The organism is Synergistaceae bacterium (assembly GCA_017443945.1).
In the GTDB taxonomy this organism is placed as follows: Bacteria; Synergistota; Synergistia; order Synergistales; family Aminobacteriaceae; genus JAFUXM01.
This window is the reverse complement of record JAFSXS010000061.1, coordinates 13,653-28,775: the sequence shown is the minus strand read 5'-3', so window position 1 is coordinate 28,775 and position 15,123 is coordinate 13,653. Positions and strand designations below refer to the sequence as shown.

Annotated in this window: 15 protein-coding genes; 3 read left to right on the top strand and 12 right to left on the bottom strand. The window is 40.7% G+C overall.

Features of this window, described 5'->3' with window-relative positions:
* The 3 genes from IJT21_06785 to raiA form a co-directional block, all read left to right on the top strand.
* On the top strand, positions 1-295 hold a 295-nt coding region (locus IJT21_06785; GenBank protein MBQ7577952.1), incomplete at its 5' end, for a hypothetical protein.
* 331 nt (positions 296-626) lie between these two features.
* Positions 627-1,691: a hypothetical protein gene (locus IJT21_06780; protein ID MBQ7577951.1), complete on the top strand. Its 1,065-nt coding sequence runs from the start codon at positions 627-629 to the stop codon at positions 1,689-1,691.
* A gap of 45 nt (positions 1,692-1,736) precedes the next feature.
* Positions 1,737-2,270, top strand: a complete 534-nt coding sequence (gene raiA / locus IJT21_06775; GenBank protein MBQ7577950.1) for a ribosome-associated translation inhibitor RaiA — start codon at positions 1,737-1,739, stop codon at positions 2,268-2,270.
* A gap of 48 nt (positions 2,271-2,318) precedes the next feature.
* Here raiA and IJT21_06770 read toward each other — a convergent pair whose 3' ends face one another.
* From IJT21_06770 to IJT21_06715, 12 genes are all read right to left on the bottom strand, one after another.
* Positions 2,319-2,678, bottom strand: coding sequence for an acyl-CoA thioesterase (locus IJT21_06770; GenBank protein MBQ7577949.1), 360 nt, complete (start codon positions 2,676-2,678; stop codon positions 2,319-2,321).
* A gap of 115 nt (positions 2,679-2,793) precedes the next feature.
* A complete protein-coding gene (locus IJT21_06765) occupies positions 2,794-4,086 on the bottom strand; it encodes an STAS domain-containing protein (GenBank protein ID MBQ7577948.1) in 1,293 nt (430 codons plus the stop codon).
* 68 nt (positions 4,087-4,154) lie between these two features.
* Positions 4,155-5,036: a hypothetical protein gene (locus IJT21_06760; GenBank protein MBQ7577947.1), complete on the bottom strand. Its 882-nt coding sequence runs from the start codon at positions 5,034-5,036 to the stop codon at positions 4,155-4,157.
* Positions 5,037-5,132: 96 nt separating this feature from the next.
* Positions 5,133-5,852 carry an ABC transporter ATP-binding protein gene (locus tag IJT21_06755; GenBank protein MBQ7577946.1) on the bottom strand — a complete coding sequence of 240 codons (720 nt, stop codon included), beginning with the start codon at positions 5,850-5,852 and terminating at the stop codon, positions 5,133-5,135.
* Positions 5,853-5,855: 3 nt separating this feature from the next.
* On the bottom strand, positions 5,856-6,686 hold the full coding sequence (locus IJT21_06750) for an ABC transporter ATP-binding protein (GenBank protein ID MBQ7577945.1): 831 nt from the start codon (positions 6,684-6,686) through the stop codon (positions 5,856-5,858).
* Positions 6,687-7,529 carry a branched-chain amino acid ABC transporter permease gene (locus IJT21_06745; protein MBQ7577944.1) on the bottom strand — a complete coding sequence of 281 codons (843 nt, stop codon included), beginning with the start codon at positions 7,527-7,529 and terminating at the stop codon, positions 6,687-6,689.
* A gap of 56 nt (positions 7,530-7,585) precedes the next feature.
* Complete coding sequence (locus IJT21_06740; GenBank protein ID MBQ7577943.1) at positions 7,586-8,455, bottom strand: branched-chain amino acid ABC transporter permease; 870 nt, start codon at positions 8,453-8,455, stop codon at positions 7,586-7,588.
* 136 nt (positions 8,456-8,591) lie between these two features.
* On the bottom strand, positions 8,592-9,734 hold the full coding sequence (locus IJT21_06735) for an ABC transporter substrate-binding protein (GenBank protein ID MBQ7577942.1): 1,143 nt from the start codon (positions 9,732-9,734) through the stop codon (positions 8,592-8,594).
* 91 nt (positions 9,735-9,825) lie between these two features.
* Positions 9,826-11,055 (bottom strand): dicarboxylate/amino acid:cation symporter, encoded by a 1,230-nt coding sequence (locus tag IJT21_06730; protein ID MBQ7577941.1) that lies wholly within the window; start codon positions 11,053-11,055, stop codon positions 9,826-9,828.
* 558 nt (positions 11,056-11,613) lie between these two features.
* Positions 11,614-12,939 (bottom strand): MATE family efflux transporter, encoded by a 1,326-nt coding sequence (locus tag IJT21_06725; GenBank protein MBQ7577940.1) that lies wholly within the window; start codon positions 12,937-12,939, stop codon positions 11,614-11,616.
* Positions 12,932-13,342 (bottom strand): hypothetical protein, encoded by a 411-nt coding sequence (locus tag IJT21_06720; GenBank protein MBQ7577939.1) that lies wholly within the window; start codon positions 13,340-13,342, stop codon positions 12,932-12,934. Before IJT21_06720 ends, IJT21_06725 begins: the two co-directional genes overlap by 8 nt.
* Before the next feature lie 8 nt (positions 13,343-13,350).
* The gene (locus IJT21_06715) at positions 13,351-15,123 is read right to left on the bottom strand and encodes a hypothetical protein (protein ID MBQ7577938.1); all 1,773 of its coding nucleotides are present in this window, start codon (positions 15,121-15,123) and stop codon (positions 13,351-13,353) included.

Sequence of the window (15,123 nt, the reverse complement as noted above, 5' to 3'; positions counted from 1 at the left end):
TGTCAAAGTCGAGAAGGCCGAAGGAACAGAAACAGTCTCTGATGATAAACCGCTTGAAGAAGGCGACGTACTCACAGAAGACGATCTTGCGGAAATAATCGACAACGCAGAGACTTCAAATGATGTCGAATTAGTGTCCGGCGACGCAGTTGTTGTGATCGGCGATGACGGAGCAATGGAAGAGAAACCAACAGAGACTCCGACAGAAGACGAGACAACAGCAGAAGCCCCGGCAGAAGAACCCGCAAAACCTGAAGAATCAGCAGCAGAAACTGAAGAGACTCCCGCAGAGTAATTCAGATTTCAGCAATAACACTTTTTCCCCGTCGTAATGGCGGGGAATTTTTTTCTTGACATTTTTGCGCGGCTATGTAATGATTCATTCAACAAATTTTTTAGAATTGGGAGAAAATTTTTACAGTGCAATTAACGAGACTCACATCAACCGAATATTTTTGCTTTAACTTTAACTTCTGGTACTGGTATTATCAGGAGTCTAATTTGATTCGGCTGAGTAGAGGAGCATAAGCACAACATAAAATTTTTAAATCAAGAAATTTCGCACCTTCTGAGCAGTCGAATCGTTCGGGAGGTGCTTTTTTTATGTGAGGGAGTGAATTAACAAAATGCCTGCATCACTACACATCAATACGTCAACAGGAAATTATACGGTCAAGATTCAACGGGGATTAACGAGCCGGCTAGGGATTGAGACTCTTAGACTCAGCGAAGATAATTACAACGAAATAGCTTTAATCACCGACGAAAATGTTTCGAGCTTATATCTTCAGCAAATAATCACAAATTTTCAGGATTGCCCCAAACCTGAAGGCGCAAAATTACGAGTCTGCGAACTTCTTATAAATCCTGCACAGCCAATAACAAAATTATTTGACGATATGGCCGGGCTTGGTCTCTCTGATAAATGCTGCGTTGTTGCTCTCGGAGGTATGAGCGTCTGCAGTTCGGCGGCGTTTGCGTCCGGGTGTTACATGCACGGGGTAAAACTCGTTTTTGTGCCCACGACCTTGCGCGCTATGATTGAGTCTTCCGTCGGAGGCCGTGCAGATTTAAATTTGTTGTCCGGTTATCACATCGCGGGAATAACTCATCAGCCTTCTTTAGTGCTTTGCGACCCTGACTGCTTGACTACCCTCACAGAAGCCGAATATAAATCAGGTATAGCTGAAGCACTTAGCATCGCAATAATGACCGGCGGAGAAATTTTGCGCTTTTTCCTGAATGACAATTTACGCCCAAATATAGATAAAGTTATTGAGTCATGCATAAAATTTCGTGCAGAATGTTTTGACGAGGACGGACACAAAAAATTTCAGAACATGGCGCGCGCAATAGGTAACGCAATAGAAAGATTTTCATGCGGACGTGTGAGTCATGACTTGGCCGTCTCAGAAGGTGCAGCAATAGTCGCTAAGGCCGGATTAAAGCTCGAAATTTTCAGTGCTAGTACGTCAGCAAAGATTTTAAACGCGTTGAAAGCTCAAGATTTACCAGTTAATTATATGGGCGATTTGACAGCAGAAACTATTTCACGCGAGATTTTCAGAGCAGCAAAGGCCCACGATAACAGCGTAAAATTTGCCCTCCCGACTGATAATAATAATTATGAGCTCAGAGAGATAAATTTACGCGAATTAGAATCATTTATTTATGCAGGCATGACGGCTTAAAATGTAATATAATATCAATAAATATTTTCAGGAGGTGCTGCAATCATGGAAATTCGCTTTGTACAGCGCGGAGCTGAAATCGACGAGAAGCTCAGGGACTACATGGAGAAGAAAATTTCACGCATGGAAAAATTCTTCAGGAAAATTTTAAATTGTCAAATCGTCGTAACTCATCACAAAGGCAGTTTCAACGTCGAGACAACAGCAAATGCAAACGGGGTAATCTTACGCGCAGAAGAGGACGCACAGGAACCGAGAAAAGCATTTGACCAGTCATTAAAGAATCTTGAGCGCAGAATCAAGAAATATAATTCTTACCTCAAGGACAGGGCACAGCTTGGAGCGGGTGAAGATTTCTCCTTCAGCGTTGATGAACCCTCAGAGCCGGACACTAACACGCCTGCAATCGACAAAGTCAAGAAAGTCCAGATTCACCCGATGGACACAGCCGAAGCAATTATGCAAATGGAATTAGTCGGGCACGCTTTCTTTATGTTCCAGAATGCAGAGACAGGAGAAATTAACGTTGTCTACAAACGCAAGAGCAGCGGTTACGGACTCTTAGAACCTGTGAGATAACTATCAAAAATTTTTTCCCTCTGGTCGTGATTGGCCGGAGGGATTTATTTATTTGCTCATTAATTCATTCAGCCAAGACTCTAATGCGTTACCGTCGCGCAATAATTTCCCGTCTTTGGAAGTAAAAGCGTGTTTTGTGTAACCTTCTGCGGCGAGTTTATTTGTGTCTGCGTGAAAGATTTTGCATGAAAATGTTACGCTGACTTTCGAGAGCTTGCTAATTGTCGTCTCGATTATAATTTCGTCCTCATAAAACAGTGATGATTTAAACCTGCAATGAGCTTCAACGACGGGCAGTAAGACTCCTTCAGCCTCCCAGAGCGCGAAACTTTTTCCGTTAGCCCTGCATAAATCACTTCGTCCCATCTCGAACCAGTTAAAATAATTTGCGTGATAGGCGACTCCCATTTTATCTGTCTCTGCATAACGTACTCTAGTGCGTGTTAATTGCTTTAATTCCTGCAAGTGTTTGGCCTCCTGGCGTGTTAAAATTTTTGCGGTTATAATATCACGAAATTTTTATTTATTTCACGTTTAGAATCGAGTCAAAACCTGTCTGCACGAGAATATCATTTATTGCGGGATTAATATTTTCGAGCGTTACACCGTTTTTAATGCGCTTATGAATTATCAGCAAGACCCTTAATCCGGCCGAAGAAATATAATCAAGTTCTGAGCAGTTAATCACGACATAATTTATTTTGTGCTGAGTCTCTAATTTTTCGTAAAATGCAAGTAAATCCGGTGCGCTCAATGTGTCAAGCCTGCCTGTCAAATTTAATGCGAGTTTGCCGGAAATTAATTTTGCGTCGAGACTGAATTTATTTGATTTAATGCTTGATTCATGAATCTTTTGCGAGTCATCAAGGGTAATTTTCCAGAAAGCTATATCTCTCATTGCAGATTTTAATTTTTCGGCCTGATCGTGATTTATTTCTGCTATTTCCGTTAAATCGGGCATGTAATCGGCAACTATTAATCTTTCATGCTTGAGTCCGTGAGAATGCAGAAAATTTACCGCCCTCTTAGTATCCCCCTCAATATCATGAAAACGAGGACTTATTATCATTATAAATTTTTGCAGGTGAATATCTGATTTATTCTGCGCTCCCCTGCGTATATTCGATAGGGACTCTTTGTAATTATCGCCTAAGAAGACTTTTGCAGCTTGAACGTACATCATGAAAGATTCAGGATCTGCCATAATCCAGCAACCGCCGTGAGACTCTAAAATTTTTCTGATGTTATCGCATAAGGCCGCAGACTCTGACTCCGTGAAATACATAAAGAGTCCTTCAGTTGTAATGCATACAGGGCCGCTAATGTCGTCAAAAACTTTTTTCAGCGAGTCATAATTTGTAGCGTCGACAGCCTGAAATTTTACGAGATCGCGTTTACTTGAATCTATCAGGGACATAACAACCGGTTCAAATTCATTTATCACAGCAGGTAAATCAAGTCCGACAAATTTTTTATTTTTCCGCGCAAATTTTATAGCTCTGGGAGTATAGCCGCATGGTAAATCTATTTCTGTATCGAGATTTAATTTTTCGATAATAGCATTCATTGTGAAAAAACGAATCCAGATTCCGGCGCTCTCACATAATAATTCAGCTTGTGAGGGTTTATTTATCAATGAGCTTTGCATTTTTTCGCGATTGAGTCCGAGTTTAGATAAAATTTCTTCCGCGTCCTTGTCGCCTGATAGTGCGAGGTCAAATAAAGTCATCTTTGCAGTATTAAATACGGGGTTAGCGATTTCCCGAATTTCTTGACTCACTGTAATATCATTCCCGTTAAATAAATTATCGGCCATAAAAAATTTTGCTCCTTCTCATGAATGTAACGCTAAAATATAATATCATAAAAATATTTGCGGAAAAATTATATTTTGTGAGTTAATTTCATGCGCATTTTTCTTATCACGTGTTTCACGACATCAACAACGAATACTCCCAACGGCAAAAACTTAAATGCGAAGCTCCAACGCTTTAACGGCGGATAATTATTTAACTTGCGGAAGATTGAATTTAATTCTTGATTGCTGCGTGATAGGAGATAGGGATAACAGAAAGTTGCTATATTTGTTCCGTGATGCCTGCTTTGTGTCTCGACGATTATAAAATTTGGGTTTGCGTTATTCTTGACTAGTTCATGTTGAGCAATATCGATTTGACATTCTTTAGGCCAGATGTAATAGCCCCCCCACACCTGAGTCAAATTACTGATGTCATAATACTTATTTACTGCAGGATTAGACGCGTTCATAAGCACAAAGGGAGACTCAGAACTGATTTGATGCTTGATAGAAAATTGTCCGGAAATCGAGAAAAATCTTTCAGCGTTCAGAAAATGAGCGAATAATACAGCCGCATAACCGCCCGACGAACTCCCGCATGTAGTAACTTCAAAGCCGGCCGTTAAATTTTTCAAGAAATCTGCTATTTTCTCGACAGTGTTTATTTTCGCGTTAATTCCGGTTATATGCCATTGTTTATAAATGTCGCGTATAAATATTATAAGCTCGTAATATTGCATGATTCTTTTGTCGTTTGCGATGTTTTCCCATTCGTAGCGGTCATTTTGGGTAATTATTTCTGTAAATTCCTGTTCTGTGTTGGGATAAAGTCCATTGCTGGAAAAAAATATAATTGCGCGTCCTGTTTTGCTGCCTGTGCGTATGAGTCTGTAATTATCTTTCTCGTACTCGCGTTCAAGTAATTTGCTGCCATTCCATGGAAACGGAAAATTTTTGTAGCCCGGCATGATAAATAATTACCTCCTGATAAAAAATTTAGGGGAATCGCTCCCCTTTTTATTATAGCTGATACAGTTAAAGTCAAAGGCGAAAACCTTTTTTATTTATGCACTCTTGCCGAGATAAGCCGCCTTAATGTCTTTATCCTGCAATAAATCGCTGCTTCTGCCTTCTTTTATGAGTCTCCCAGTCTGCAAAACGTATGCCCGGTGAGATAATAATAATGCCTGTCTTGCGTTCTGTTCAACTAATAAAATGCTGACTCCCTGTTCATTGACGCGCTTTAATTCCTTGAAAATGTCTCGTATTATAATAGGAGCTAATCCTAGTGAAGGCTCATCAAGCAGTAAAACTCTCGGACGCGCCATTAATGCACGTGCAATCGCTAACATTTGCTGTTCGCCCCCTGAAAGAGTCCCCGCGTACTGATTGATTCTTTCCTTCAGAATCGGAAATAACGAGAACACCCACTCATAATCCTTTGCAAGCTCGCTCTTGTCCTTGCGTATGAATGCACCGACACGCAAATTTTCATGAACCGTCAATGTTGTGAAGACCCGCCGGCCTTCTGGAACTAATGCGACTCCGCTCTGAACGATTTTATAATTTTTTGACGATAACGGGTAACTGTCGAGAAAAATATTTCCGCCCGCAATCTTTACCATTCCCATTATTGCGTTCATTAGAGTAGATTTCCCTGCACCATTTGCGCCGATAACTGAAACTATTTCGTTCTCAAGCAGCTTTATAGAGACTCCATCAAGAGCCTTAATTGCGCCGTAATTGACGTAAATATCTTTTGCTTCAAGTAAAATTTTGCTCATGATTTACTCGTCCTCCGTTCCTAAATAAGCCGTTAAGACTTCAGGGTTATTCTGAATCTCTTCGCCGGAACCTTCTGCAATTTTCGCGCCGAAATTCAAGCAAATTATATGAGGACAAATTTTCATGATTAGATCCATATGATGTTCAATTACTAAAATAGTTAGCTCGAAATCTTTATGAATGCCCGTGATTAAGTCATTAAGTTCTATAACTTCTTCAGGGTTCATTCCTGCAGCAGGTTCATCGAGTAATAACAATTTTGGTGCAAGAGCAAGAGCACGCGCAATTTCGAGTCGTCTCTGCATACCATAAGGAAGAGTCCCAGCCGCCTGATTCGCCCTGTCAGAAAGTCCGACGCGCTCAAGTAATTCAAGACTGTTAAGGCGTAACTGCTTCTCAACTTTTGACCAGCGTCCCAAATGAAAACATGACTCAATAAAGCTATACCAGCATGAAGGATCCGGGCTGTTAATCCGAATCATATTCCCCGAAAAAAATTCTTCCTTATGTGAATCAATATATCTGTTCTGCGCGGCCGTCATCACGTTATCAAGCACACTAGAACGCGTAAATAATCTCAAATTCTGAAATGTCCGGGCAATTCCGAGTCTGTTAATCTGATAGGCTTTGAGCGGCGTTATATCTGAACCGTTAAAATATACATTGCCTGCACTGGGTGTGTAGACTCCCGTTATTATATTAAAAATTGTCGTCTTACCTGCTCCGTTTGGGCCGATTATTCCCGTTAAAGAATTTGACTCAACCTTGAACGACATATCATGAAGTGCTGCTATTCCTCCGAAGAACATATCTATATTTGTAAGCTCAAGCATTTATTTATTTTCGCCCCCTTTGAAGTCCCATATCTCGCGGCTTCCAAGCAAACCTTCAGGCCGGAAGACCATTATTATAACGAGCAATAAGCCATAAATTAACATTCTATACTGCGAAATATCCCTAAAATATTCCATTATGAGCGTAATAGCTGCTGATCCTAAAATTGTCCCGCTCATTGAACCTAGACCGCCGAAAACTACGACCGCCGTTAATTCCGTCGACTTCATCATATCAAACATTGAAGGCTGTATAAAGCTCATGTAACCGCCTAACAACGCGCCCGCAATCCCGCAGTAAAACGCTGACAATAATAATGCTTTCATTCTCGTGTGAGGCGTATTGAATCCCATTAACGACGCAGCAGCAGAGTCATCACGTGAAGCCCTTAACTCACGGCCTAAGCGACTGTCAAGAAAATTAAATGTTATTATCGCAAGCCCAATGAAAATTATTACTGCCGTCTCTCTCGTTGTGTAAGGCTCGATTCCAGGAAAACCGCGCGCACCTCGAGTGAATGACTGCCAGTTTTCGAGAATTAATCTTATCGCCTCGCCGAGTCCTATTGATGCAATCGCGTAATAATCGCCCGTTAATTTCAGAGTCGGAAGTCCTATCAGCCACGCAATTAATATCGCCATTAAGCCCCCTGCAATTATCGCCGGGATCCAATCAATTCCATATCTTACAGTTAAAATCGCTGTAGTATATGCTCCTACTGCCATATATGCAGCGTGGCCAAGCGTGAATATTCCTGTGAAGCCCGTTAATATGCTGACTCCCATTGCTGCAATACAATTTATGCACATGAGAATAACAATTCCCTCTTGATAACCGCCCATAGGCCATAACGCAAGAGCAAGCCCGATTAATAGCAACAAAATATTTCTCTTCATGATTATATCTTCTCACTTACTGCCTTGCCGAAGAATCCAGCAGGACGAATCAATAACATTATTACAAGCAGCGAATATACAACTAAATCACGCATTTGAGAGCTTATAAAACCTGCTGTCAACATCTCAGCGAGTCCAAGTATCAAGCTCCCGACTACAGCACCCGGCAAAGATCCGAGCCCGCCTATTACTGCCGCGATAAATGCCTTTGTCGTTATGCTCCCTAATTGCGGATATAAACTGTATCTGACTGATAAAAATATTCCTCCGACAGCAGCCAGGACTCCAGCAACAAAAAATACTAAGCTGATTAAAAACGTTACATTTACTCCCATGAGTCCCGCAGTCCTTATGTCGCACGCAGCCGCACGAATCGCAAGACCCCAGCGCGTTTTATTCAGAAAAATTTGCAGCAAACTCAAGAAAATTACAGCCGTAACAAGTGAAATAATATCTGAAGCACTTAATGTTATGCCAGCAACGTTAAATACTCCCGTCGGAAAAGTATTTTGCGGTAATGCTTTAATTCGGCCTCCTACTGTTACAACAAATAAATTTTCTATCACGATATTTACGCCCATTGAAGCAATTAATAAATATAGAGTCGTTGTCGTGCGCTCTCTAATGGGCTTGTATGCGAGTCTTTCTGTTATTATGGCCGTAACTCCTGAAGCAAATAACGCCCCCGTCATGGAAATTGCAACGCTGTAACCCCATTGAGTCAATAAATAATAACATGCATAGCCCCCTACAACGAGAAATCCCCCGTGCGCAAAATTTGAGAATAACAAAATCGAATATACAAGCGAATAACCGACAGCAATTAAAGCATAAACACTCCCAAGCGATAAACCGTTAATTATTTGCTGTATAAGAGTCGAAAACGTGAACGCCAAAATTTTTTTACTCCTCTCTCATGAACTCATAAAAAACGCCAGCCCCGGATATTAACCGGAAACTGACGCGAAAAAAAATTTTAATTGCGCAAAGTATATTTTAAAAAATTCACTATTCCGGACGAATCTTCACAAAGAATAATGACTTTCTTTCGGTCTCATCACAACGCAAAATAACGCCGTCTTTACCCATTGGATTATGAAATTCATCCATTGTTAATACGCAGTGCATGAGATTTAAATTTTTCGTCTGCTCAAGTGCGTCGCGAATCTTTTCAGGATCAGTGCTGCCGGCTCTCTCGATTGCGTCTTTAAGCCAGTACACACAGTCATAAGCCATTACAGCATTCATAAATTCTTGACATTCAGTTTTCGTTGACTCGTAATATTTGTCAAAGAAAGCTTTTAATGTCGGGTCGTATCTGTCAACGTGGCTGACCCAGAATGTATTGCGTAATGCTGTCCCGGAAATTTCCCACATAAAATCGCCGTAACCATCTCCGCCGACAATGGGAATCTCGATTCCAAGCTCGCGCGCCTGCTTGACTGCTAACGGTAACGACTTGCCCATGAACGGGAAAATTAATACGTCTGCTTCTGTATCCTTCATATTTGTAAGCTGCGAACGGAAGTCAACATCTTCACCCCTGAAGCCCTCATCAGCTACGATTTTCCCGCCGAACTTCTCGAAACTCTTTATGAAAAATTCGCGCTGGCCTTGTGAATAATCGCTCGACACGTCATAAAGTATTGCAGCCTTCCTCGCGCGTAAATTCTGATATGAGAACTGCGCCATTATTGCACCCTGATAAGGATCAAGGAAACAAATTCTAAAATTGTAGGGTCTCACTTTGCCGGAGTCGTCAACTGTTACTAACGGGTTTGTCGGCAATGTTCCTAAGTGAGGCACATGACCGCGATTAAAAATAGGTGCGGCGGCAATACAGAGTCCAGATCCTGAAGGCCCTATTACTGCAACAACTTTATCCTGCTCAACGAGTCTGCGTGCGGCGTTTACCATATCTTCTTGACGGGTTCGGCAGTCATACATAACAACTTCAAGAGGACGGCCGAGAACTCCTCCCGCGGCGTTAATTTCTGCAACAGCAATTTTTACGCTCTCAACTTCTGCGACACCATAAGCGGCAAAATCTCCTGTTACTGTTGCGATCTCACCGATTTTAATAGGCTCTGCACTCAACGCAGGAGCAGCAAATAACGAAATTGCAAGAAGAGATAATAAAATTTTCCTCATGATTGACGATTCACCTCGTGTAAAATTTTTTGTTATACGAATCATAACACAGCAATAAAAATTTTTCAGCGTTTTATCACATTAAAGCGCGCTAAGATTTCAGAGTCTCGCCCTCAGTCGCAGCAACAACAGCACAAACAGCAGTATCGCCGATGACGTTCAAGCATGTACGCGCAGAGTCAAGAATTACATCAATTCCCGCGACAAGTGCAATTCCTTCAATGGGAAGACCGACGCTCGTTAATACCATCGTGAGCATAATCAAGCCTGCACCGGGCACGCCTGCTGTACCGACTGACGCAAGAGTCGCAGTTACTACGATTCCGATTTGCATTTGCAGAGTCATGGGCACATTAAACGCTTGAGCAACAAAAAGCGCGCACACTCCCTGATATAATGCTGTGCCGTCCATATTAATTGTCGCTCCTAAGGGCAACACGAACGAGCTTACACCTTCAGAGATTCCTAATTCATCGCGAACGTTTGAAAGTGTTACAGGAAGAGTCCCCGAACTTGAACGCGTAACAAATGCCGTGATTGCTGCCTCGTCTATTCCCCTGAAGAACCATTTCGGCGAACGTTTGCAAATTACAGTTATCATTCCTGAATAAACTATAACAGCGTGAATAATGCAGCCGATATATACAGCAGCTATTACTTTCACGAACGGCGCAAGAATAGCAATTCCAAATTTCGCAGCTGTAACGCTTATCAACGCAAATACACCATAGGGCGCGACATTCATTACTATGTGAGTAACTTTGTACATGACTTCCGCGACACTCTCGAAGAAATCAGCAATTTTCCGGCCGCGTTCACCCGCCATTATGCAGGCAACTCCGAAGAAAAGCGCGAACACAATAATTTGAAGCATGTTTGCATTCACCATTGACGCAATTGGATTTGTCGGGAAAATATCGAGTACGACATCAACAAGAGGCTTTGCAGCTTTTGACGTTGCTTGAATATCGCCGGGGATGTTCATTCCGACTCCGGGATTAAATAAATTTCCGCATGCAAGACCGATTATTATAGCTACTGCAGTTGTTATTAAGTATAACGCAAGAGTCTTTATTCCGATTCGGCCGAGCTTGTGAATGTCTCCAACTGACGCAGCACCCGCAACAAGTGAAGAGAAAACTAACGGAACTATCAGCATCATTAATAAGCGCAGGAAAATTTTTCCGACAAGATCAATAAACGGAATTACATAGACGCTCAAGACTTCAGAATTTGGGACAGTCGGGCCGATTGCAAAGCCGAATAATATACCCAGCACAAAACCGATAGAAATTTTCACTAATAGTGATACGCGTTTCATTGTTACAGCCTCCTTAAAATATTGTCAAAATTTTTATACATTATATATTAACACGTCCGCAAAAAAATTTTCATGTTATAATTGCTTCATAACTTTTCAGGATTCCGCGCAAAAGATTTCACGAGAGAAAAATATTTTACAACTACATTTACAACTACAAAAAATTAATTTCATTCACGCAATAACAAAGACTCGCGCAGAAAAAATTTTTATTATGGTGATGATTCGCGCGCAAAAAATTTTTCATGCAATCACGCAATAAAATAACTCCCGTCATGAGGGCCACGGCTCATTGATAAGCGAGAGTCCGCCGTGAGAAATCTGGTGAATATAAATTTGACGCAGAAACGTAAGAAACAAAGCAACAAACGCTCCAGAAGACAAAAACGGCGAAACTTTATCCGCTTAATAAAGTCAATCGCCGCCGTTCTTCACTGGTTCGTTAGCTTCACTCTCTTAGCTGTAACGCTATGGGAAAAGCTATTCGGCTAGAAAGAGCGTACTACAAAACTTCTTCAATATAGGGATACAGCTCCCCTCAACGCTGCCCCTATTTTATCACACAAGATATATTTTTTTCTTGAGATTTCGTGCAAGTAACAACATTTGAATCAATTGCGATAAAAACATAGCTATCCATATTCCCCAGTGTCCTAAGCCTAATAAAATCGCTAATATCAAATTTGCAGGAGGTTGAAAAATTGTTACGCTTATTACTGCCGCTTTTAAGGGTGAAGTCATGTCGCCGAGCCCGCGCAAGCAGCCATTAAGAATTATTTTCCACGTCTGAATCGGAGAAATCACAGCAATTATAACGCACACAAATACGCCCGCTTTTATAAATTTATCGTCATCGCTGAATAATGCAAAATAATATTTGCTCGTTAAAATCATCGCAGCCGACATCAAGAACGCAAACAAGAGTCCGATTCTTGATATTTGCCTGACGTAAGATTTTATTTCGCGTGAATTATTTGCGCCGTAACTCTTCCCGATAAGTGCTATAGCTGCCGTCTGAAATCCTGAGCCCAACGCAAAATTTATATTCATTAAGTGCATTCCTACAGAGTAAATCGCCATGTCATAAGATCCTATTCTCGCAGCAATAACAGAACACGCAAGAAACCCTACACGAGACAAAATATTTTCGCCCGCAGCTTTAAGCCATTTATCATAAATATCACGCAAAATTTTTCGGGTGAGTCTTACTTTTGACGCGATTATATACGGGAAATTCACATATAATTTTTTCTGACACGCAAATATTACGCACACAATCAAGGCCGCAACATTCCCCAAAACTGTAGCAAGAGCAGCACCGGCAATTTTCAGCGCAGGAAAACCTAAATTACCATTTATCAGCAAATAATTAAATATTATGTTCACTCCGCATGAAGTCAAATTAGATGTCATTGTTATTCTTGTATGGCCGCAGCCCCTCAAAGCAGCATTTATCGTCAAGTACAGCAAATTAAATATTAAGCCGCCCATTACAATTTTGAAGTATAAGACAGAGTCATTTAACGTGTCAGGTTGTCCGCTGCACAAAAGCATTATCGGCCGGGCAAATATAACACATATCATGCTCATAAATAAGCCCGCAATAAGTGTGATAATCAATCCAGAAAATAAAACACTGTTCGCGCCGTCTCTGTCATCAGCTCCTAATTTATGGGCAGTAAGAACACTCATAACTATATTTACAGCAAAGAACAAGCACATTATAAATAAACGAGGCTGATTCGTAACACTTATAGCAGAAATCGCAGCAAGCCCCATACTTGACACCATTTGAGAGTCAATTATTCCTGCAAGTGTCGTAGCTAATTCTTCAAATATTGCAGGGACTCCGATTTTCAGAATTTCACGCGTTCTTTCACTCAAGAATCACACCGCCGAGTCTATAGCCTGCTAAATAAATTGCGTCGTCTTCAGTGTATGCAAAGCGGTTTATCACGATAATTTTTGCTTCATTACAGCCAATTAAGCGCGAATATTTTTCCTGTAACAGCTGCTCATCACGATAAATAAACCTGTCAAAATTTTCCTGCTCGCTTTCGTCGTGTTCAGATAATAAAATCTCGTGTAATTCTCCATGAGCTGTAAAGATTCTATATTCCTGCGAGTTATCAAAGCAATGAATCTCGTAAAAATCTTTATCGTCAAATTTTCCGCCGTTCCCTAGAATCAAGAAATTATTATCGAGCTTATATGAGTCAAATAAAATTTTTTCGCGCGAATAAGCAAGTATATAGCCTTCACTCGGCAATTTGTTAGTATCAAGCATTTTCTCTCTCACCTCTTCAGCAAATTTTTGCAGGTCTCAGCAAGCCCGTATAAATATCGTTCGAGTATTTCTCCCTTGTCAAAATGAGTCCCGGCAAGCTCTGAAATCGTAATAAACGCGTTCTTCTCGAAAAATTTTGTATAAAACTCTTCAGCGTCGAGTCTCCCGAAATATTCAGCTGTCATATTTATATAATCATCATTGAGTGAACGCAATAAATATTTTCCCGGTTTAGTGTTCGAGTCAATAAATAAATTTTCCTTGCGCGCCTTACTCTTTGCTATAGTTCTATAATAAATATCACGTGAAGGAGCAGCAAAAATTTCACCGAATCCTGACTCGTTATATTCGCCGATAAATGAGCTTTTCAACGGAGATATATTTATTTCTTGATTGTCCTTGCGCTTGATTCTGAAAATTGATCCGGCCGACATTGCATATTCAACGGGGTAAAATTCGTCCCAATCATCGCAAAATCTCACAACCTGCACAGAGCTTTTATAATTGCGCATAATTTCGAGTTGTCCGGGAAGATTTAATTTTCTCTCTAGTTCGTTAATTAAAGCGTCTTGGCCGTCGTAATAGACTCCCTCAGAATTTTTCATTACTAACGGCGACATAATTTCAAGCGTAAATTCTTGAACGTTCTGCGATTCTTGCTGTGATTCTTCATCGAGTGAGTCAATGGTCAGATATGCGCGTCCGAAGCCGATATTATTAAAGCTACCGATCGAAATATAACCGCCGCGAACAAAATAATCATAAATTTTGCGCAGAGTCTCGGAGTCAGCCTCAATAAAGCCCCTGAAAATCTGCCCGCTTGAAATTGCCTGATAGTCCGAAAATTTTTCGCCGTCTTGTGAAATAATACCGCGTTCAAGTTCTATAGCAACGGCCTTAATGTCGCAATTATCAATATCAGCTGCCCATAAATTAGCGAGCCCCTTTGTTTGTGAATTATCGCCGTCATTCCGGCCAAGTGAAATTTTATCGCGTAATTGAGTCTCATCCGTCTTCAAAACCGTAAAACTTATAGGAACAGGAAAACCCCTTTTATTCTCGATTTCAGGATAAGCGCAGGAGCATTTAATATTTAAGTCCGCAAATTTTGTCTTGACAGCACGCAGAATTTCATAACCGGGGATATATTGCATACTCGTTGAATTTGTGTCAAGCTCATTAGTTATGCAAGTACTTGATAAAAGATTCAATTTATAATTTATCCGCGAATATTTATGATCCTCTTCCCATTCTATAATTTGCGTGTTGATTCTTGGCCTGATATAGTGCTTGTCAATTTCTGACTCGATTCGGCTGGGCTGGTTTGTGTTGAGAGAAGTAAAATTTTTCACACATTCGCAAAAATCGCCGTAATATTCATCATCAAGCGTAAAATATTGCTCGAAAATTAATCCTCTGTCAAGCATTCTGACTCCGACTTCAACGCCGTTAATAAATTTTGTCTCAATATGTGTAAATTTGCCAAGAACGTTTTGCGGAAATCTTATAAATTTTTTATCGCTGGACTCGATTGCGTTCACTAAGCTGTTATTATAAGCTATTAAGGCATCATCAAGAATCAGAGAGTCAAACACTGCATTAACTTTTTCGGGATTCAAAATTTTTTGCGCAATAGAATATAATCTCGTTCTTATAAACCACGCCGGCAAATAAGGCAAGCCATAACGATTATAGAAAACGTCTTCATTCAATAGTGTATTATAAGATCTTTCCGAGACTGGATTACATGACTCCAGCAATTCGATTCTGAGTAAGGACAT

What these genes read in the sequence shown, in the direction of transcription:
- IJT21_06720 (MBQ7577939.1), bottom strand. Translation starts at nt 13,342, where the DNA reads ATGCTTGATACTAACAAATTGCCGAGTGAAGGCTATATACTTGCTTAT.
- IJT21_06755 (MBQ7577946.1), bottom strand. Translation starts at nt 5,852, where the DNA reads ATGAGCAAAATTTTACTTGAAGCAAAAGATATTTACGTCAATTACGGC.
- IJT21_06770 (MBQ7577949.1), bottom strand. Translation starts at nt 2,678, where the DNA reads ATGGGAGTCGCCTATCACGCAAATTATTTTAACTGGTTCGAGATGGGA.
- IJT21_06765 (MBQ7577948.1), bottom strand. Translation starts at nt 4,086, where the DNA reads ATGGCCGATAATTTATTTAACGGGAATGATATTACAGTGAGTCAAGAA.
- raiA (MBQ7577950.1), top strand. Translation starts at nt 1,737, where the DNA reads ATGGAAATTCGCTTTGTACAGCGCGGAGCTGAAATCGACGAGAAGCTC.
- IJT21_06735 (MBQ7577942.1), bottom strand. Translation starts at nt 9,734, where the DNA reads ATGAGGAAAATTTTATTATCTCTTCTTGCAATTTCGTTATTTGCTGCT.
- IJT21_06780 (MBQ7577951.1), top strand. Translation starts at nt 627, where the DNA reads ATGCCTGCATCACTACACATCAATACGTCAACAGGAAATTATACGGTC.
- IJT21_06760 (MBQ7577947.1), bottom strand. Translation starts at nt 5,036, where the DNA reads ATGCCGGGCTACAAAAATTTTCCGTTTCCATGGAATGGCAGCAAATTA.
- IJT21_06750 (MBQ7577945.1), bottom strand. Translation starts at nt 6,686, where the DNA reads ATGCTTGAGCTTACAAATATAGATATGTTCTTCGGAGGAATAGCAGCA.
- IJT21_06745 (MBQ7577944.1), bottom strand. Translation starts at nt 7,529, where the DNA reads ATGGGCGGTTATCAAGAGGGAATTGTTATTCTCATGTGCATAAATTGT.
- IJT21_06715 (MBQ7577938.1), bottom strand. Translation starts at nt 15,123, where the DNA reads ATGTCCTTACTCAGAATCGAATTGCTGGAGTCATGTAATCCAGTCTCG.
- IJT21_06730 (MBQ7577941.1), bottom strand. Translation starts at nt 11,055, where the DNA reads ATGAAACGCGTATCACTATTAGTGAAAATTTCTATCGGTTTTGTGCTG.